19 protein-coding genes are annotated in these 19452 nt (G+C 54.4%); 7 read left to right on the top strand and 12 right to left on the bottom strand.

Features of this window, described 5'->3' with window-relative positions; all coding sequences use genetic code 11:
* Positions 1–32 precede the first annotated feature (32 nt).
* Positions 33–1442 carry an APC family permease gene (locus ACIPZH_RS14065; protein ID WP_400636587.1) on the bottom strand — a complete coding sequence of 470 codons (1410 nt, stop codon included), beginning with the start codon at positions 1440–1442 and terminating at the stop codon, positions 33–35.
* Between the two features lie 409 nt (positions 1443–1851).
* Here ACIPZH_RS14065 and ACIPZH_RS14060 point away from each other — a divergent pair, with 409 nt between their 5' ends.
* The 4 genes from ACIPZH_RS14060 (at position 1852) to ACIPZH_RS14045 (ending at position 5179) form a co-directional block, all read left to right on the top strand.
* On the top strand, positions 1852–3192 hold the full coding sequence (locus ACIPZH_RS14060; protein WP_400636586.1) for a hypothetical protein: 1341 nt from the start codon (positions 1852–1854) through the stop codon (positions 3190–3192).
* Between the two features lie 167 nt (positions 3193–3359).
* Positions 3360–3938: a TetR/AcrR family transcriptional regulator gene (locus ACIPZH_RS14055; protein ID WP_400636585.1), complete on the top strand. Its 579-nt coding sequence runs from the start codon at positions 3360–3362 to the stop codon at positions 3936–3938.
* Between the two features lie 53 nt (positions 3939–3991).
* Positions 3992–4759, top strand: a complete 768-nt coding sequence (locus ACIPZH_RS14050; protein WP_400636584.1) for an MBL fold metallo-hydrolase — start codon at positions 3992–3994, stop codon at positions 4757–4759.
* Between the two features lie 12 nt (positions 4760–4771).
* Positions 4772–5179 (top strand): ester cyclase, encoded by a 408-nt coding sequence (locus tag ACIPZH_RS14045; protein ID WP_400636583.1) that lies wholly within the window; start codon positions 4772–4774, stop codon positions 5177–5179.
* A gap of 841 nt (positions 5180–6020) precedes the next feature.
* On the opposite strand, the gene ACIPZH_RS14040 is transcribed toward ACIPZH_RS14045, so the two are convergent.
* Positions 6021–6401, bottom strand: coding sequence for a helix-turn-helix domain-containing protein (locus ACIPZH_RS14040; protein WP_400636582.1), 381 nt, complete (start codon positions 6399–6401; stop codon positions 6021–6023).
* 164 nt (positions 6402–6565) lie between these two features.
* Entirely contained in the window at positions 6566–7252 is a 687-nt protein-coding gene (locus ACIPZH_RS14035) for a hydrolase (protein WP_400636580.1), read from the bottom strand.
* Between the two features lie 207 nt (positions 7253–7459).
* Here ACIPZH_RS14035 and ACIPZH_RS14030 point away from each other — a divergent pair, with 207 nt between their 5' ends.
* A complete protein-coding gene (locus ACIPZH_RS14030) occupies positions 7460–7921 on the top strand; it encodes a RidA family protein (protein ID WP_400636578.1) in 462 nt (153 codons plus the stop codon).
* 19 nt (positions 7922–7940) lie between these two features.
* Here ACIPZH_RS14030 and ACIPZH_RS14025 read toward each other — a convergent pair whose 3' ends face one another.
* From ACIPZH_RS14025 to ACIPZH_RS14000, 6 genes are all read right to left on the bottom strand, one after another.
* A complete protein-coding gene (locus tag ACIPZH_RS14025) occupies positions 7941–8927 on the bottom strand; it encodes a LysR family transcriptional regulator (protein ID WP_400636576.1) in 987 nt (328 codons plus the stop codon).
* 155 nt (positions 8928–9082) lie between these two features.
* A complete protein-coding gene (locus ACIPZH_RS14020; RefSeq protein WP_400636574.1) occupies positions 9083–9547 on the bottom strand; it encodes a hemerythrin domain-containing protein in 465 nt (154 codons plus the stop codon).
* A gap of 321 nt (positions 9548–9868) precedes the next feature.
* A complete protein-coding gene (locus ACIPZH_RS14015) occupies positions 9869–11194 on the bottom strand; it encodes an SDR family oxidoreductase (protein ID WP_400636573.1) in 1326 nt (441 codons plus the stop codon).
* A 32-nt stretch (positions 11195–11226) separates the two neighbouring features.
* On the bottom strand, positions 11227–11460 hold the full coding sequence (locus tag ACIPZH_RS14010; protein ID WP_010954786.1) for a PLD nuclease N-terminal domain-containing protein: 234 nt from the start codon (positions 11458–11460) through the stop codon (positions 11227–11229).
* Between the two features lie 13 nt (positions 11461–11473).
* Positions 11474–12676, bottom strand: a complete 1203-nt coding sequence (locus ACIPZH_RS14005) for a zinc-dependent alcohol dehydrogenase (RefSeq protein ID WP_400636570.1) — start codon at positions 12674–12676, stop codon at positions 11474–11476.
* Between the two features lie 148 nt (positions 12677–12824).
* Positions 12825–13187, bottom strand: coding sequence for a response regulator (locus tag ACIPZH_RS14000; RefSeq protein ID WP_400636569.1), 363 nt, complete (start codon positions 13185–13187; stop codon positions 12825–12827).
* A 147-nt stretch (positions 13188–13334) separates the two neighbouring features.
* Here ACIPZH_RS14000 and ACIPZH_RS13995 point away from each other — a divergent pair, with 147 nt between their 5' ends.
* Positions 13335–14453, top strand: a complete 1119-nt coding sequence (locus ACIPZH_RS13995) for a sensor histidine kinase (RefSeq protein WP_400636567.1) — start codon at positions 13335–13337, stop codon at positions 14451–14453.
* Positions 14454–14458: 5 nt separating this feature from the next.
* Here ACIPZH_RS13995 and ACIPZH_RS13990 read toward each other — a convergent pair whose 3' ends face one another.
* The 3 genes from ACIPZH_RS13990 to ACIPZH_RS13980 form a co-directional block, all read right to left on the bottom strand.
* Complete coding sequence (locus tag ACIPZH_RS13990) at positions 14459–14860, bottom strand: NUDIX domain-containing protein (protein ID WP_400636565.1); 402 nt, start codon at positions 14858–14860, stop codon at positions 14459–14461.
* Positions 14861–15612: 752 nt separating this feature from the next.
* Positions 15613–16605: an isopenicillin N synthase family dioxygenase gene (locus tag ACIPZH_RS13985; RefSeq protein ID WP_400636564.1), complete on the bottom strand. Its 993-nt coding sequence runs from the start codon at positions 16603–16605 to the stop codon at positions 15613–15615.
* Between the two features lie 85 nt (positions 16606–16690).
* Entirely contained in the window at positions 16691–17674 is a 984-nt protein-coding gene (locus ACIPZH_RS13980) for a GlxA family transcriptional regulator (RefSeq protein WP_400636563.1), read from the bottom strand.
* Positions 17675–18032: 358 nt separating this feature from the next.
* Here ACIPZH_RS13980 and ACIPZH_RS13975 point away from each other — a divergent pair, with 358 nt between their 5' ends.
* The gene (locus ACIPZH_RS13975) at positions 18033–19016 is read left to right on the top strand and encodes a dihydrodipicolinate synthase family protein (RefSeq protein ID WP_400636561.1); all 984 of its coding nucleotides are present in this window, start codon (positions 18033–18035) and stop codon (positions 19014–19016) included.
* Positions 19017–19452 lie beyond the last annotated feature (436 nt).

Raw genomic sequence — 19452 nt, 5'->3', positions numbered from 1 at the left:
GCGTTCTGTTTTTCTGCTTGTTATGCCGTCTGTCAGGAGGCAGCGTGGGTTGCGTGGAGCTTGTCTTTAGACCGGTACCCATTGAGTAGGCCTAGCACTGCGGCGATCAGCACTAGCCACGGTAGGTAGGTGGCTAAGCCTTCTTTGGTACCGGTGAGTTCGCTGAAGTTTTTCACTGCGAGGAACACCGCAAATGCAAGGCCACCGCCACCCAGGGTTGGAGCAATCACCCCCTGCCAGGGACTGCATTTTTTGGTCTTAACTGTGAAGCCAACCACTGCGGCGGCGCCAAGCGTTTGCAGTGCCAGGATGGCAAGCGTCCCCAGGCCGACCATCCACATGTAGAGGTGTTGAATCGGATCGGAATTGGCGACCATGAATGCGCCGACGACAAGGACTGTGGCAATCGACAGTGTCACGCTGGCGACATGAGGGCTCGCATGTTTCGGGTGCACACGGCTGAGTGGCTTCGGTACGAAGTGGCTACGTGCGAGTGCGAAGAGATAGCGGCTGAGGGCATTATGGAAGGACAGCAGCACTGCAAAGACACTAGAGACAACGAGGAGCTTCATGACCTCTGTCGAGAGGGGGCCCACATACTGTGTGTTGGCGTTGAAGACGAAATTGACCATGTCCGCCCCGGCGATGGCTTGGACATCGCTGTTTGCGTAGGCGAGCCCGATGCTCCAGGTGGTGAGGGTGTAGAAGATCCCGATGATTGCAATAGCTACATAGGTAGCAAGGGGGACGGTACGGTTGGGGTTCTTGGCTTCCTCACCGTAGAGCGTGGTGGATTCAAATCCGACGAAGCAGCAAAACGCAAACATCAGCGCTACGCCCAGGCCTGGGGTGAATACCTGAGAGGGTAAGAAACCGTTCCAGCTCAGCTTTCCAATATCAGTCTGTGCGATGACTGCGACGTCGAAGATCACCAGAATCAGGATTTCAAAGATCATCAACACGCCTAATACCTTGGCCGATACCTTCACGTCCAGGTAGCCAAATACGCCGACCAAGCCAATGATTAGCAGTGCCACAATACGCCAATCGACCTGCAGGCCTGCGAAGGACGAGGCAAGTTCAGCTCCAAAGGCCGCGAATTGGCCGTAGATGCCGGCGAGCATTGCGATGTAGGCCAGCAAGGCTATGCCGCCAGCAGCATTGCCTGCGGGGCGGCCTAGTCCATGACTTACAAGTTCAGCAAAGCCGCCCGCGCTGATCACATGGCGGCTCATCGCCGCAAAACCGATCGCGAACAGTAATAGCACCAGCGAGGCGATGAGGTAGATCCCGGGCGCGCCAGCACCCCCCATTGCGAATACAACTGGGCCTGCGCCTAAGGTAGCGCCAAGCGGAGCCGCAGCCGCGATGACAAAAAAAACGATGTCTGAGACACCAAGAGATTTGGGCTTCAGCCCTTGTTGCGCCTTGTCATTTTGCATGCAGACCTCCCCTAACAGCGGGACAGTTTTTGGAGTAGTTATTGGTCTAAGGATTCTTCGCCTGCTTGTGGAGGCTGGCAATCGCGAAAGCCTGATCGTTCAATCTAGGAGGGCGATTGAGCTGAGAACGCCCCCCCCCCCCACGCTCTGGCATTGGCCGAGGCCCTTGGTGTTCTGCAGGTGGCTCTAGACCTTCTAATCGATCAAAATCGGGTTTCGTGATCAATTGATCTCCAGTCTGCTGTTGCCATCTCTGCCATAGGCACAAAGAATCAAAGCTCAGCTTGAAGAATTAGTAAGCGCTGATAATTCAAAAACTTGATCTGCAGATCTTCTTATAGGTTTCTTAAATATCCCATAAGCCCTGCCAAGTTACTTTGCCAATAACACAACAAAGAAAGAGCGAATCATGACCTACAAGTCTGGTGGTGGAAGAGTTGCGCGTGCGGTGATTGCCTATTCGGCAGTGACTTTGCTTGTTTCGGGAAAGGTGAGCGCATACGAGTTATATAACGAAGGTGGTAGGTCGCTGAACGCTGATCTCGAAGCAATATTTGCTGCCTTTCACAGTGACGAAAGTTATGCCACTACCGGAACCAAGAGTGCCGGATCTTCAAACTGGCGCGAAGGCTACGTGAAGTATGGCCTAAATGGCAGCGCGGAGCTTTCAGGCAAGTCTAGTGTTTATGGAAAGTTAAACTTTTTGAGTTCGGGTACCTGGGGAGGTGGTGATGCTGCTGGTTTCACCGTAGGTACAGAGCGACGTACAGCGGTCGAGGATGCCTACATGGGGTGGCGTTCCGGCGAGCTTTTTTCCTCTCTGGGTTCGAATGGGATCGACATCTCCGCAGGCCGACAAGAGGTTGTCGTTGGCGACGGATTCCTGATCAAGGGTGATGCGCTGAACTTCGGCGACGTAGACCTCGGTGACAATTATGACCGAGGAGGTGCGTACTACCTGGCGTCCCGTAAGGCCTTCAACCACACGGCGGTATTGAGAGTCGGTGGTGATCATGGGTGGCGTGGAGACCTGATGTGGCTGGACTCCAATAACCGTGCACAGGCGGAAACAGAGCTGGCCATTGCAACGCTTGAGCACGTTGCAGATGAAGGCACTCTGGGCTTTACCTACATTAAAGGTCTGGACGTCAATAAGCGCTTTGCTACGCCATTCCAAGCTGAACGGGATGGCATGGAGACGGCGAGCGTTCGCGGGACTGGTTCACTCGGCGTGAAAGATCTGAACTTGGCATTCGAGTATGCGACCCAGGATCGAGATAGTGGCCGCGAGAATGCTTGGTACTTGGAGGGCAGTTGGGCTTTCTCGGACGTCCTATGGTCTCCGACTGCAACCTATCGGTACAGCCGCTTCTCTGAGTCGTTCGATCCTCTGTTTTACGGGTTGAGTCGAGGCTACGGTACCTGGTTCCAAGGCGAGGTAGCCTCAAACTACGCAGGGCCTTTCAATACGAATACACGTGTGCAGCATGTTGGGCTCAAAGCGACGCCCATGGAAAGCCTGACGGTAGGGGCCCTCTACTTCAATTTCGATCCAATCAGTCGAAGCGACAGCAATCTCGGAGGGGACGAGGTTGATTTGTATGCTGAGTGGATGGTGAACGATCATCTGATGATTAGCCCGGTGATAGCCTTTTACAAACCTGACAGGAGCGCAGGCCGAGGTGGTCTGCAGCTGGGAAGCGATGACACCAACACGTACTTTCAGCTCATAGTCGGCACATCCTTCTAGCGCGCAACGAGCGCCTTCAGCTACCCGGAAGGTATGCACAAGGCGCTTTTCCATTTCTCTCACCGGAGACGGTGGGCATGGGTAGGGAGAATTATCCGACGAATTTTCTGGACTGATAAGTCCAAAATGGTTATCTTGTGCTCAGGAACAGATTTAGGGACTTAAAAATGGCTCGACCTCAAGAATTCGACACCCAGCAAGTGCTCAGAAAGGCGATGGCCGTATTCTGGGAAAAGGGCTATGAGGCGACCTCCCTGGCAGACTTGATGGCAGCTACAGGGCTGAGCAAAAGTAGTTTGTACGGGAGCTTTGGAGATAAGCGCGAGCTTTTTCTTGCAGCTTTTGACGTCTATCGACAAGACCGTAAGCGAGACATGCTGCACTTGCTTAGCGTTGATCCTGCCCGCAATGGGATCGTTTCGTTTTACGAAAGCTTGTTTGCTGATGTCGACACGGAGGCCGCCCACAATGGTTGCATGAGTGTCAACCAGGCAGTCGAGATGGCACCTCGGGATCTGAGAGTGAAGGACATGGTCGCAGACGACTTCAGGACAATTCATGAAGCCCTGACTGCAGCAATAAAGCGCGGGCAGCAGGACGGCTCTATCAAGAATTTGTCTGATGCTGAGGACATCGCGAGCATCCTCGTTTTGGCATTTCCAGGGCTTCAACTGATGGCCAGAATTAATGTAGGCGGTGAAGCCATGAACAGAAATTTGAATATTTTGATGGCGCAGCTCGACTAAAAATTTTATTCATTCTGGACTGGTCAGTCCAGAATATTAACCGTGAGGTCAACATGAAAATTCAACAAATTCGAAATGCTACAGTTGTTCTGGATTACGCCGGAACTCGTCTTTTGGTGGATCCATATTTGGCGGAGCAGGGGGCCTACCCTGGCTTTGAAGGTACTGCCAATAGCCACCTGCGCAACCCGACAGCCCCTCTACCAATGCCACTTGGCGAAATTATCAATGTGGATGCAGTGATTCTGACACACGTCCACCCTGATCATTGGGATGAGGCGGCCATTAATCTGATCCCTAAACGGATGCCGATTTACACCCAGAGTGCCGCTGACCAGGCTGTGGTGCTCTCCCAGGGCTTCACCGATGTGAATCTCATTGAGGGGACTGTTCTCAATGGGATCAATTTTTTCCAAACCAATGGGCAGCATGGTTCAGACGAAGCACTACAGGCCATTGGCGAGATCCTTGGCGATGTATGCGGCGTGGTACTCCAACACCCGGCAGAGAAAACTCTCTACATAGCCGGTGATACCGTCTGGAATCGACATGTTGTAGAGGCGCTAGAACAGTTCACGCCGGAAGTTATTCTGCTTAACGCAGGTGACGCCCAGGTGGTCGGCCTAGGTTCGATCATTATGGGTAAAGAAGATGTCTTGCGAGTTTTCCAGGCCGCTCCGCAGGCTCAGATTGTGGCCACACATCTTGAGTCGGTTAACCACGCAGTCCTGACTCGTCAAGAACTCGCCCAGTATTGCGAGCTGAACGGTATTACCAGTCGGGTCAGCATTCCGGCTGATGGTGAAACACTGAGCTTTTGAAGGAGAGATGCTATGAGCGTTGAAGAAAATAAGAAGCTGGTTCGCAACTTTTATGATGCCATCGAGCGGCGAGACTATGAAGCCGTTGCTGAGTTCTGTCACGAAGTATTTAATTTCTATGTGCGAGTGGATCACCCGATGCCTGGCGCTGCAGGGCTGGTAGGCTCCGAAAAGAAGAACTTCGACATGTTCGATCACTTCACCTTCAAAATCCATGAGTTGATTGCTGAGGCGGATCTTGTTGCTGCCTATATGATCTTCGAGGGTATCCAGACCAGAACCCTCGAAGGAGTCCCAGTGAAGGGTGGTCTTGTTCGCTTCTCGCTCATGATGCTGTTGAAGGTCAAGGACGGAAAAATTGTCGAGAAACGGGCGCATTTTGACAATAAGGACGTCGACTCTCAGCTCATAGCAGCTTAACCACCAAATCAAAGGCCCACCAGCTCGGTATTTCAGATGTAAGTGGGCCTTTTTCGAATTCGAGGTCACGGATGTAATCTGCGCTTTCAGGTGCCTCTAGGCCATTGGTCGCAATGGCTGCTGGGAGGTTGCGACGGGGCACAAGCTACCGAGGCACTCTCCTCTCGTGCTGATAGCGTTCCGGCGTGAGGCACGCGCCCCTCAGCTAGCTTTGAAATATATCATGTCGATGAAATGTTCAGGTGATCTGTAGATGTGATTAAGCGATCTGCTTTTGTAGATTGCTATTGTGTGTGCCCAGACAAAGAATCAATGCCCCATTGAATCGGTTAGACCGGTGTTGATGAGAGATTGAGTCCAGAACTGCCCGCCTAGTAATGAGGCTTTCACGGACAGGTCAGACGCAGATGTTTATAGGCGTATATTCCGGCAGCGGGCTGGCCATTCACGAGACAGCTTTCGACTCCCGTCCAGGTGAGTCAATGACCCGGGCATTAGCCTGGGGGGGGTGGTCGAGCAAGGCGTCTGGCGACAGACCAGCGCCCTCACGTGAAACAAGTGGCCAAGCTGCAGCCAGTACCGAGTGGCCGTTGGCTCAAGCGGCAGCGACCACAACCATCTCCTTTAAAAAGCCAAGCCCATTCATCCGGCGTTAGGGGCAGCCATTTGCTGCTCGTCCCGTAAGGCCTATAACGCCGCGTAATGGTCAGCTCTCATCCAATGTATGTGCAATCATGGATGAGCCATCTGTGGCGTCCACAGCCCTGAGTGACCTCAGTAACTGGCCACATGCTAAGTTGAGTCGTTATTAGGATCGATTGGGATAGCATTCCCGACCTTGCTAAGTAACCTGTTGTTGCCATGCTTGGGGCGTCATTCCTTCGGATCTCATAAACGTTCGACAGAAATGTGGTTGATCGTAGAAACCGCACTCCAGCGCGATCTCGGCGAGCATCATCGTCGATGTCTCCAGCAGTTCTTTACTCTTCCTGAGCCGCTGCTCGCGCAACCACTGCTGCGGAGACATCTGTGTGGATTCCTTGAACATTCGAGAGAAATGACTACGTGACAGACCGCAGGCTTCGGCAAGTGCAGTGACCGAAATGCCGGTATCCAGATGATCCAACATCATCTGCTTGGCCGTTGTGACTTGCCAGGGTTTGAGTCGTCCAGTCGACTGAATCGCGACGGTGGCTATAACGATGCCTTTAGCACTGTTCATGGGATCAATTCATCCTGAAAAATCTGTAGATGGCTTGATCCGGGCAGCACGATTCGCTGAAGCCTCGTCTGACGCTTCAGAACACTCCGTAACGATTGGTAGCCCGGATCAGCTCGATGCAGCCCCGCATGTTGATCAGGAACCAACTTGGGGCTGATCAGGCATCAGATCGATGCGGGCACGGGTGCCAAGGTGGGGCCGTGCTGAACGCGCTCTGGCGCTTTGTGCACCATGGTATAGGCGTAGTCGACGCCCATGCCGTAGGCGCCCGAATGCTCTTTGACCAGCGCCATGACAGCATCGTAGGTGTCGCGGTTTTTCCAATCGCGCTGCCACTCCAGTAGCACCTGCTGCCAGGTAACTGGCACCACGCCCGCCTGGATCATGCGCTGCATGGCGTAGTCGTGAGCTTCCTTGGTCGTGCCCCCGGAAGCGTCGGCAACCATATAGATCTCATAGCCTAGATCGTGCATGGCGGACAGTGCGAAGGTGGTGTTGCAGACCTCTGTCCACAGGCCCGAAACGATTATCTTGTTTCGACCATTCTTCTTCAGCGCGTCACGTATCTTCTGGTCGTCCCAGGAGTTCATGGAGGTGCGCTCAAGCAGTGGCGCATCAGGGAAAACCGCGAGCAGCTCGGGGTAGGTATGCCCGGAGAAACTCTCGGTTTCGACCGTGGTGAAGACGGTCGGCACGTTGAAGATCTTGGCCGCTTTGGCCAAGCCTACGGTGTTGTTCTTCAGCGTCTGCCGGTCAATGCTCTGGACGCCAAATGCCATTTGCGGTTGCTGATCGATGAAGATCAGTTGGCTGTTGAGCGGGGTCAGGACTTCAGTGTGTGGGTTGTTCATTGTTCTTCCCTTTTGCTGAACGGTGGCGAGAGTTTTTCGGCGGGTCGTCGCCGAGTGCCAGCACAAGATAGCGGAACACGCAGCGAAGCGGTGGCGCAATTCTGCGCTCTTGGAGGCGCTTTAATGCACCAATGGTGGCGTCCAATCCGGTGCTAGGATCTCGGCCAGTCGGATCACGTTGATCCATTTTTCGCCAAGGAGAATCCAATGGCCGCTTCACGACCTTTCAACGACGACACTGCTTACTGGGGCGTTTCATGGGAAGAGGGCTACGGCTATCCGCAAGCGCGGCGAGTTGGGAACGAGATCTTCATCTCGGGGCAGTTCAACCATGACGAAGAGGGCAACCTGGTCGCGGCGGCGCCACTGAATGCTGACGGTCGTCCGAGCGATTTCTCGTCAATGGGCGAACAGATGCGGGTTTCCTACGAAAACATCGCCAAGTTGCTCGCGCTGTATGGCGCCACGATGCAGGATGTCGTGGAAGAGACGTTGTATGTGTTGGACATGGACGCGGCCTTTGCCGTGGTTGGTAGGGTGCGCAAGGCGGCCTATGGCACCGAGCGCCCGCAGGCGGCCAGCAATATCATCGGTGTCTCGCGGCTCGCCCAGCGTCCCCAGCTGATCGAGATCGTGTGCCGAGCTGTCATCGGCGCCCAGGCTAAATGACCGGCGATCACGGTTTCAGCTATGAAGCCGGGAGGGCCTGCTGACCTTCGACCAGCGGTTTGAGGTCGGCCACGGCAGCCGCGCAGAACGTCATGAAGGCTTTCACCCGCCAGGACTTCCTGATGTCCTGGTGGGTAAGCAGCCACAGCTCATCCTGAAGCTCCTGCACCACGGAGCCGGCCCGAACCAATCCTGGGGTAATGTCGCCCAGCATGCAGGGGAGGAAGCCAAAACCGAGGCCTGCCGCAATTGCAGCGCTCGCTGCCGCCACCGAATCGGTGCGGTAGGAAATGTGCTCCGGGGGCACCCTACATTCGACGTAGCTCGTTGCCTTCAAGCCGCACAACCCCCCCGAGTAGGATACCCACGGCTGCCCCTCGGCGAAGGGATCGGCACTCGTTGCCTGCTTGACGCTGCGATATGGCGCCCAGGCGATGTTGGCGAGCTTGCGACCGACGAGGGTATCTGCGGGTTTTTTCGTCGCACGTACCGCAATGTCCGACTCATCCCGGGCCAGGCTCAACGTTTGGTTGCCGACCAGCACTTCGATGGTGATCCCCTCATTGAGCGCTTTGAAGTCCGCGATGATCGGCGTGAGGAAATACAGCAGCAGCGAGTCGCTGGTAGTGATTCGCAGCTTTCCCAGGGGGCCCTGACCGGCACGAGAAACCCTGCGGGTAACACTGACGATGTCCAGCTCAACGCGCTCGGCCAGTGCACGCAGCTCGGCACCTTCGGCAGTCAGCAGATAACCCGCCTTGCGATGATCGAAAAGCGCGACACCAAGCGTCTTCTCAACTTGCGCGACCCGGCGCGATACAGTGGACACATTGATGCCGAGTTTCTTGGCCGTAGCGGCGCGGTTGCTGCAATCACTAAGCGTTTTGATGATCCGCAAGTCGTCCCAGGAAAGCTGGCTGACAGCTTCGCCGACATCCCATTTCGGGCCGTTGGCATTCGCAGGGATGGACTGGGCACTTCCAGGTGACGGCTTCACGACAATCATTCCAGGTGGGGAGGACTGATAATACGAGAAGGAGCTTGGCCAACCAAGGAGAGGTTAGAAGGCGTGCCTGGTTCATGGGCTGAAGAATGGCTGCTGCTTGTTCGACATCTGGGGCGGATCCCTGCCAGCCGTCGCACTGGCAGGGAATGGCCTTATCAAGCGGCCCGCGGCTCGCCCTTGAGCATCTTTTTCTGGGCTTCCATGGTTTGCCCGAGCTGTTCCAGCACGTCCTTGCCAAGAAGCTTTTTGGCCGTCGGGAAAAGTTCGCCCTCTTCTTCCTCGATGTGGTGCTCCAGCAGCTCTTTCATGACTTTGACCCGACCGGAAAACTCAACGGAGCCGGTTTCAGTGTGTAGGAGGTCAGGGATGACGAGGGCGTCGACAGTGCGGTGCTCTTCCTTGGCCTCGTAGTACATTTTCGCCTCTTCCTTGCCGCCGGCTTCTTTAATAGCCGGGTAGAGGATTTCCTCCTCAAGCGCTGTGTGGATCTGTAATTCTTGCTCGATTTTTTGCAGTAGCTCGGCCCGTCTTTTCACGGCTCGTTCTGTTGTGGCCGACAGTTCCTCGAGCAGCTTCTTCACCAGCTTGTGGTCTTGAATCAGTAAGTCGATAGCGTTCATGGCGTTACCTCATACGGATTGGGTTTACGAAGTTTGCTTGTGGTTGGGTCGCAGCCAAGTGGCAGGGTTCAACTCTCTCGATGGCTGACACCTTCGAGCCGTGTAGCGACCATTGCGCCCCTTAAGGAGATGAGCGGTGTCGCCGCCCGATGGCTGAGCGTTATGGCGTCGCCAAGATGAAGTGGCGGCTGGCTGGCGAGGGCCCCGAGTTCGTTCCGCAGCCTATCGAGGTCGGCAAATTCTCGAGGGCTACCGAAGGTGCCTGAAGACCGGTGCCGACCGAGCCTCCAGACGAGCGTCGACGAAGCATGAGCTGCTTTTCTAGTTTTTCCTGCGTCGTGAACAGGCGATTGTTAACCCTGCGATGATTCCAAGCGCCGCTGCGCCTATTAGCAGGGGCGTTTTAGCTTTAGGTTTCCTCCACCCTCCGTCGATACTCCTTCTGTCACTTGGAAGCTCAAACAGGTTGCCCGATGAGGTTTCAGCTATGGGACTGCGATTTATCCCCCACCGCGTTACCCATCCAGACAACAAAGCTATTCCTGGTACTAGGTAGCTGGCCAAGTGTGCGAGGCGAGCAGCAGTCCCGACCGTAGTGTGAGCCCGAGGTGAAATTGCACAGGCTACCATTGCCTTAGCTACCCGTTCGGGATCGTAGATGGGGCTTGGCGGTGTCAGCGCATGCCCGGTGTAGTTGCCGCCGTCTCGGAAGCCGGGTGTGTCCATGACTGCTGGATAGATGTCGCACACATGGATGTTTGGAAACTTGGTCAGCTCCCCTCGCAGCGCCTCGCTCAGTCCACGCAAACCGAACTTGCTCGCCGAATAAGCCGCTGCATAGGGCTGGGCCACCCAGCTGCCCAGCGACAGTGTGTTGATCAAAATGCCGCTACCTTGCGCTTTGAAGAAGGGAAGGGCGACGTAGGCGCCTCGCAGGTATCCAATCAGATCGGTCTGGATAACCTGTTCGTGAGCTTCCAGCGGGGTATCCTCAAAGTTTCCAACCGCCCCAACTCCGGCGTTGTTGACCCAGATATCGATCCGTCCATGGCCAAACGCTGAGGCCTGTGCGGCCAGCGCTTGAACATGATCGCTGTGGGTGACGTCGGTGGTGACCGCTATGGCATCCGTACCACAATCGGTGCATTCATCCAGGACGTCAAATAATGCTTCTTCATCGCGGGCTGCGAGCACCAAGCGTGCGCCTTTGCAGGCAAAGGCGTGTGCGGCGGCGCGGCCTATGCCGCTGGATGCCCCTGTGATTACCACTACTTTGTCACGCAGCGGCCCCCTGACGGGATATCCACTACGGGGAGCTTCTTGCTCTGTGCCGCTGCTACGGTGTTCGAAGGGTGCGATAATTTCGTCGGCCTCGACCAGAGAGAGCTCAAGGGCAGTGCCATCGATCAGGGTCAAGGTCAGCCCTTCGACCGTACCTGCCTCTTTGTTTGGAAACACGGGTTCACCTTCAGCATCCAGGCTGTCGTAGATGAAGCGTGTACCTTCGAGCCATCCCACGGCGGTGAGAAGCTCGGGGCCTAGATAATACTTCCCGTCTTGAAAGAAGCCTGGAAACTGATGCGCTCGCTCCACGTTTTCAACCCGGTAGCGCTCACCTGATTTCATACCTGTCGCTTGATCGACCATTATGCAAACCTCTATAGGTGCGGCCTGGAATATCAGCCTTTGCTGTGCTCGTCGGAAGTCGGCCCAGTGCCTCGCTTGATGCCCCGCGGGCCAGCAACGCCCCATATCCCCAGGCCAACAAGCGGTAGGGCCACGATCAGGAGAGCCCAGGCCGCTTTCACGGCATCTGTCTTGTCGCTCCGGAACACGCTGACGATGGCCCACAGGTCGATGAGGAGAAGAATTGCCGCTACCGCAATCCAGAAGTAACTGGCGAGACCGTTCATGCTCATTCCTCCTCTAGAGGTGGTCAGGGCCCAAGGTGCCCGATGCAGCACCTGGCACGAGGATGACCTTGCGGCAGTTATCCTGCTTTTGATCGAACATTTTGTAGCCCATGGCCGCCTCTTCGAGGGCTAAGCGGTGAGTAACGATCAGTTCCGGTTGCAGGCGCCCTGCTTCGATGTGCACCAGCAGTTCGGGAAGGTATTTTTGAACATGGGTCTGACCCATCTTGAAGGTCAGGCCTTTGTCGAAGGCATCACCGAACATGAAGCCGTGAATGAACCCTGCATAGACGCCGGGCACGCTGACTACGCCGCCACGTCGCACAGCCGCGATGCTCTGGCGCAGGGCCTTGCCGCTGCTACCTTCCAGTTTCAAGGCCGTCATCACGGTTTCCGTGGTGCTGCCTTTGGCTTCAAACCCGACCGCATCGATGACCGCGTCCACGCCGCGCATACCCGGTGTCTGGCGAATGATGCTGTCGGCAGGATCATCATCCTTTTCGAAGTTGATCGGGATGACGCCATAGGCTTCCTGGGCATAGGCCAGCCGGTAGTCGTTGTCATCCACCATGAAGACGGTGTGCGCGCCCAGCATCCGTGCGCAGGCGGCACTCAACAGCCCCACTGGCCCCGCGCCATAGATCGCTACGGATGAGCCTTCGCCAATCTCGGCATTGATGACCGCTTGCCAAGCGGTGGGAAGGATGTCGGATAGGAACAGCACTTTGTCATCCGCGAGGGTCGTCGGGACTTTGAATGGCCCGACATTGCCTTTGGGCACCCTAACGTAATCAGCTTGGCCACCAGGGATCCCTCCATACAGATGGCTGTATCCGAACAGCGCTGCGCCTGGTGGTATGCCCTTTTTGTTGATGATCGATCCGCGCCCGGTATTGGTGGATTCACAGGCAGCGAAGAGATCATGCTGGCAGAAAAAGCAACTTCCACAAGCGATGACAAAAGGAATCATCACTCGGTCGCCAACCTGCAGGGTCGTCACGTCCCTGCCAACCTCTTCCACGATGCCCATGAATTCGTGGCCGAAGATGTCGCCTTGCTCTGTTTCCGGGATCTTGCCTCGATAGAGGTGGAGGTCGGATCCGCAGATGGCGGTGGCCGTCACCCTTAAGATGATGTCGTCTGCGTCTTGGAGGATGGGGTCTGGGACAGTATCGACCCGCACATCATTAGCACCGTGGTAGGAGACTGCTCTCATAGTCTTGCTCCTGCAAAAAAACCGTGGGGTATGCAGGGGAAGTCTTTTGGGCTGGCAAAGTTCAGACCAAACGCTTCAGTGGTGGGGGAAGCAGTTTTGATTGACCCTAGGTTACGAGTTGCCGCCAGATGGCGACATGTCCTGTTCCTCACCGGGTGGGAAGCAGCTCTTGCATAGCGCGGCTGAGCGAGTCCAAGTTGCAGGGCTTTTTAATGAAGCGCGCGTTGGCAGGTAGGGAGGCGGGCGAAAAGACGACATGACCTGAGACGATGATCACTGGCAACTCAGGATGCTCCCACCAGATGGCTTTGGCTAATTCGAGACCATTGATGTGTCCGGGCATCTGTATGTCAGTAATGACTAGGGAAAGGTTTGGAATTTTCTCCAAGATAGCCAAGGCATCTTCCGCATTGGCGCAATCGGTGACGGTGTGACCGAGGTGCGTGACGGCCTCGGTCATCAGCCAACGAAGAACCTCATCGTCCTCTACTACCAACACCTGGTGTCGCATAGTTAGCCTCCCGCCCTACCTCTACAGACTCGGCATATAACAACTCGTTCGAAAGCGCTGACAGAGGATGACGAAGTGGTTTCTTTGCCCTGGTGACTCAATGGGCTAGGCTGAATGCTTGGGACGTGTGAATGGTGGAAAACCGTGATGCGCCTGTACGACTTCATTGAGAATGATATGGGAAGCATTCTCCAGGCTTGGGAGGATTTCGCACGTTCGGTCAAGACGGACTTACCCACTCAGGATTCAGCCGGCCTCAGGAATCACTCTGAGAAGATTCTGCGTACCGTTGCTGCTGATATGCGTACTGCTCAGACTGCGCATCAGCAGTCTGAGAAGGCGCAAGGCAGAGGCCGTCTGATGAGCAGCGATACGGCGGCTCAGACCCATGCCATTACTCGTTTGATAGCGGGCTTTTCGATGGATCAATTGGTCTCTGAGTACCGAGCGTTGCGCTCCAGTGTTCTATCGCTCTGGCTGGCAAAAGAGACGCTCCGAGACGCAGAGCATGTTCAGGACATGATCCGCTTCAACGAGGCAATAGACCAAGCCATGGTTGAATCCATCGCAGCCTATGGCGCAGCAGTGGAATCAACTCGAAAAATGGTACTGGCTGTGCTTGGCCATGATCTGCGTTCTCCATTGGGTGCGGTACTCATGGCTGGTGATCTAATCCTGCGACAGGATGAGTCAGGTGAGAAGGTAAAATTGCTCGCCGCTCAGGTTTGTAACAGCGCTCGCCGGGCCAACAATATGGTGAACGACCTTCTGGATCTGGCGCGCTGTAATTTGGGAACAAATATCCCGGTGCACCTGCAGCAGGTGGAGCTGAACCCGATCTGTCGCTCGGTCATCGAGGAACTGCGCGCGGGTTCCCCTTGGGCGAACATTATTTTGAACGAATCCGTACAGATCACCGGTCAGTTTGATCCTGATCGCATGGCTCAGGTCTTCTCCAATTTGATTGGTAATGCCCTGCGCCATGGTGACTCGACGCTACCGATCCAGGTCACCCTCTTCAGCGAAGCCGGAGTTCCGCGTTTCAGCGTGCACAATTCCGGAGAGCCGATTCCCAGCGATGTGATGCCCTATCTGTTCAAGCCAGAGGGGAGATATTCAAGCTACGCGGCAGAAGAAAAGGGCTCAGCCGCTGGGTTAGGGTTGGGGCTATTCATCGCATCGGAAATAGTCGCCAGCCATGGTGGCAGGATAGAGGTGGAGTCTTGCGTTGAAGGGGGGACGACCTTTCAGGTCATTCTGTCCTAATGGCTTCAGTCCGACTCGAAGCGCCTACCGTTGACAGCTAGGAAGCCTTCTCGCCTCAGCAATTCGGTGTTTGTAGGTTTGACCGTAACCTGCTCGAGTTCGGGAGCTGAGAACCAGCGACACTCCACGATCTCGTGTGAGGGGTGCGGCTGTACTGACGTTGGCACGTTAATGCGATAGAGCCAGTGCTCTTCCGATTGGAGCACGCTGTGTCCGAGGAACTGAGCATCCGTCAGTTGCATGCCGGTTTCTTCACGGAGCTCTCGACGGGCTGCTTCTAGCTGGGTCTCTCCAGAATCGATTTTTCCGCCTGGCAGTGACCACTCGGAAGCTTCTCTGCGCACCAGCAAGATTTTGTCGGCTTGCAGGCAAATGACAGTGGAGTGCAGTTCTTTCGATTGGCTCATGACGGTTCCTCCGGTATGAACGGAAGGCCATACCTACATCTGGAAGTTCACTCCGCTCGGTAAATGGCCTGTCGGGTCGTTGCACCAACCTCTCAGCCTGATTCCAACCGCTTCCATCAAATCGGAACCTTGGGGGGGAATTTTGACCATCTTGAAATCACAGCCGCTGCCTTGCTTTTACGGGATCTTCCGGAGCTCGTTGACTTCGTCTTGTACTGCCTGCGAAACGTCGTCGCCTTCGCCCTGCCCACTGTCGGATTTTGGCCCAGTGGTATGACCGCTGTACTGCCTTGTCGAATTGATCCGCCCGCGCCTTGTTGAACCCTGGACACTCCCGGCATCACATTGTCCGTTTGTATCTGACTATCCGCCAGGCATATGTCCACCTTTTTGCCCTCGCCCGGACGGTCGTTGTGCATCGTTCGCGAAGCCACCGGGTCTTGGGAACGGTGCCGCCTTGCTGACCGGTCTTGTCTTAATCATTTGCCATGATTTCGCACCTCGTGGGTTCACAAGAGAGCTGTGTTTGCTACTGACGGCGCTGGCTCCCTTTACTCTCGTATTAGCTGGCAGGGGCGCGAAAGTTTGGCAGCGCAACATGCGCGCGATAAAGCTCCCTGCTAGGTCGAAGAGGGATTAGGGATCAAAGAAAGCCCGCTACTACGCGGGCAAGGTCTATCACATGAGGATGACTAAAGCGAACGATTGGCTTGGTTTCTTGAACGAGTCACCGCATTTTATTTGAGGTTGAATTACACTTCAGCAACTGTATCCTGCAGGTGCGTATAGCTATCGACGAACCGTTTATACTTATGCGCGCCACTCGTATAGGGCGAGTATTTTCTGGGAGACGTGTCGCTGATACAGGTCGGCACCACGTCAACTACCGCATCGAAGTCAAGGTCAATGAAGAATGGCACCGAGTAACGATCCACGCCACTGGTGTTGATCACCCGGTGCATTGTGGAGATATAGCGATCATTGGTAAACGTTTGAACCAGATCCCCAATGTTAACGATGAAAGTATCTGGTACGGGTGGAGCGCTAACCCACGCGCCGTCTCGATTCTGAACCTGCAAACCACCATTCTCATCCTGCGATAAAATGGTTAGAAAGCCGTAGTCGGTATGCGCGCCAATACCTATCTCTTTTGAAGTGATATTGCCGAATTGCGGTGGGTAGTGCAGCAGTCGCTGAATTGTAATGGGTTTTTTCTGAAGCTTCTCGAAATAGTCGGCTGGCAGGCCAAGACTTAGGGCAATGACGCTGATGAGCTTGCGCGCCAGCTTGAGCATCTCTTCATGATAGCGTTCCATAACTACCGTGAATTCTTGGGGGGATTCAGGCATAAGGTTCGGCCCAAAGAATGGAGAAACCTTCTGCTCGGACTGAGCAAAATCGAAGCACTCTTTGAAGTCTTTAGTGTTCTTAGGGTCGACATTTTCTCCGTACATAGGAATGTATCCGCGCAATGTCGGCCCGGATTTCACGATGTTCAGTTGATCCTTGACGTCGAAGGGCTGCGCGAAAAACTCTCTTGAAAGTCGGTATACGTCCTTGACTAAGGATGAGGGGACGCCATGATTTTTTATGTATAGAAAACCGACCTTTTCACATATATCGCCGATTTGGCGCGCGACCAAGCTAACGTTACTACCGTCGAGTAAAGGCGCTATGTCAACAATAGGGATCTCATGAAACGAAGTAGACTTGCTCGTCAGGCAGCTTTCGATAGATTGCGTCACGGTCTCAACCTCATCTAATGGGTATGAATGTGACCGTTAGCTTCTACTTAAGCGTGACGACGAGCTATAACAAACGCGAAGAAATTTATAATTTTTTATCGCCACGTAAGCGAGTTGGAGAGACGCCGTAGGTCTCACGGAAGCGCTTGGTGAAGTAGCTCTGCGAGGCAAAACCGGCTGCCTGGGCAATGTTGGCAATCGCCAGCGACGTTTCTTCGATCATTGTTTTGGCATACCTCAGCCGCATCTGTAGATAATAATTGATCGGTGTAGTGTTCTCGTGGGTACGGAAAGCGTGTTCCAGCGTCCTTACTGTGGCGCCGATCTTGTGTGCTAGAGTCTCAATGGTAAGAGGTGACTCGATGTTGGCTTCCATTATTTCGATGGCCGAGCCAAGGCAGGGTGACTTCATCTTCAGTTCGAGATAACGGCGTGCTGCCTGCACTTCATCGTGGCTTCTTATCCTATCCTGAGAGAACTGGCGGGACACACTCAGAGCGAAATCTGCACCGTGATCCTGGCCGATGATGTACAGCAACATATCCAGAGCCGTGGTACCGCCCTGACAAGTGAAAACACCTTCATGGACGGTGAAGATACTTTCTGAAACTATGACGGATGGATAGAGTTCCTTGAAGGCTGACATCTGTTCACTGAATAATGTGCAAGTGCCACTTCGCAATAGCCCAGCTTTGGCCAAAATAAAACTGCCGCTGGAGAGAGAGGCAAGCCTGCAGCCGGTTTTTTTTAGTGTGCGCAATTTTGCGAGAAATTTAGGGTTGTCATAATTTGCAGCTTTCTTGTATGCGCATATAAATAACAGGTTGCATTCATCCAGTGTTTCGAATCCGCCCGAAACTCTGATCGGAATGTGATTTGAGGTAAGCACCTCGTTGCTATTTGGATAGATGTCACCACTGTAGACTTGGTAGTCATAAGCAGTGTAACCCAATAGAAGGTTGGATACGCTAAGCGCCTCGACCGCAAGTGAGAATGAGGTCAGAGCGAAACCTGGGAGCAGAATAAAGCCAACACGTCTGACGAGGGGCTGGGCTTGCCGTTTGTGCATGTGAGAAAAATCTCTGGCCTGGTGTTCAAATCAAGTCGGGAATATTCTGCGTACCATTTTGCTGGCTAGACGCCAGATCGACACTACTGCAAACATTGCATCCTAGCAAGGATTCTGCCTGTGCTGGAGCCAAGGGCTTAAAGGGCAGATCAATCCAGTGGATCAGCTACAGGGCGCTTGGCTTTCTCTGCCTAACGCCTTACGTATTCGAGGCGAGCGCCTGATTGCGGTCGTTCTAGCGCTGCCGCGAAGATGGTTTCATTGACCGCAACGGGTAGAGCGGGCGTTGCTTTGGCAGAAAGCTCCGCGCATGCAAGTATTATTTGCATAACAAAATCGTATGATCAATGAGTAGAAAATGTTGCTGTATTTTGAAGGGCTGTCATCCTTAACCTATTTCGGAAGAATTGTGGATTCGGCTTGCATAACAATAAGGGATTTTACGATGATGACTGACTTCATCTTTTCCGGTGTAAATCTTGCAGTCACTACGCCGTTCAATGCCAAAGGCAAGATCGACTACGCGCGATTTGAAGAGCTCATTGAGCAATACCTGGCGGCCGGTGTGCATGGCTTTGTACTCAGCTCTGGAACCGGAATGCATGTGTATCTTAGCAAGGAAGAGTCCAAGGAGCTGGTCGCTTTTGGCGCTAAAATCATCAACGGTCGTGCTCGCGTGATCGCTCAGACCTCCGCGTTACTGGCTGATGAAGTCGTCGAGCGTACCCGTCATGCCAGAGATTGCGGCGTGGATGGCGTTATGGTGCTTCCACCTTTCTTCGAAGGCCCCACCGATGATCAGGGCATCATCGACTTCTACTCCACCGTTTCCGAGGCTGGCGTACCGATCATTGGCTATAACGTTCCGCAGGCTGTGGGTGTGAAGGTTACTCCATCGTTGTTCAAGCTACTCTGCCAAATCCCTAACTTCGTATCGGTGAAGGACAGTAGCGGTGACCTGACGGCTCAAACCGCACTCGTTCGTACCGGCGTGCCAACCCTTAACGGGGCAGATCCACTTGCACCTTTCGCACTGTTTGCCGGCGCCGCCGGGTTGATCTGGGGCGGGGCCAACATGGCACCGAAAACATGTGTCGCTCTGGCCAAAGCTGCCGCTGAACGTAGGTGGGACAATGTCCAAGAGATCTGGCAGTCGTTGGCTCCGGTCATGTCGCTGATTTGGCAGAGCGACTACGTCCAGTCCGTTTATGCCGGCGCAGAAATCATGGGCTATGGCGCAGGCAATCCACGCCGTCCGCTTGCCCGTCTGGCCGAAGATAAGTTTGGTGCATTGCGTGACGCATTAGCTCCTCTGATCGAGCGCGAAGCCTCCACTTTATGATAGTTGGAGAGGACTACGAGTTTATTGCTTCAATTTACACTGAACAACGGTAGCTCCGGCTGGTTGAAAATTTGCCTCATCGCTTGGATAATTCGGTGTTGAGAAACTGATTTCCGCCGATGCCTTGATCATCGCTAAAGTTTGAGTGGGCCTACCTCTTCGCTGCTCGTCAAGTCATTCGTAGCGCGCTCGTCGCAACATCAAGCCCGACAGTACGGCGATTGATCTGGTCATGGGATTGGATGACGACTACAGCTGGGACGAAGAGGTTAATTATCCTTGTAGCCGATGCAGTGTTGCCCGAGGTACCCCAGGGGACGAGCATATCCTGTGTTATCCGCCTTTTACCCGCCGGGTGCAGCGTTGCTCAGACTCACCCTCTGCCGCACCTCAAAAATGTGCCGACACGTAAAGAAAAGACGGTTTCAAACTTAAG

It is taken from the genome of Pseudomonas sp. NPDC089758 (assembly GCF_044748705.1).
Taxonomy (GTDB): Bacteria; Pseudomonadota; Gammaproteobacteria; order Pseudomonadales; family Pseudomonadaceae; genus Aquipseudomonas; species Aquipseudomonas putida_X.
The sequence above is the reverse complement of the archived record's forward strand: the minus strand, read 5'-3'. Positions and strand labels throughout refer to the sequence as shown.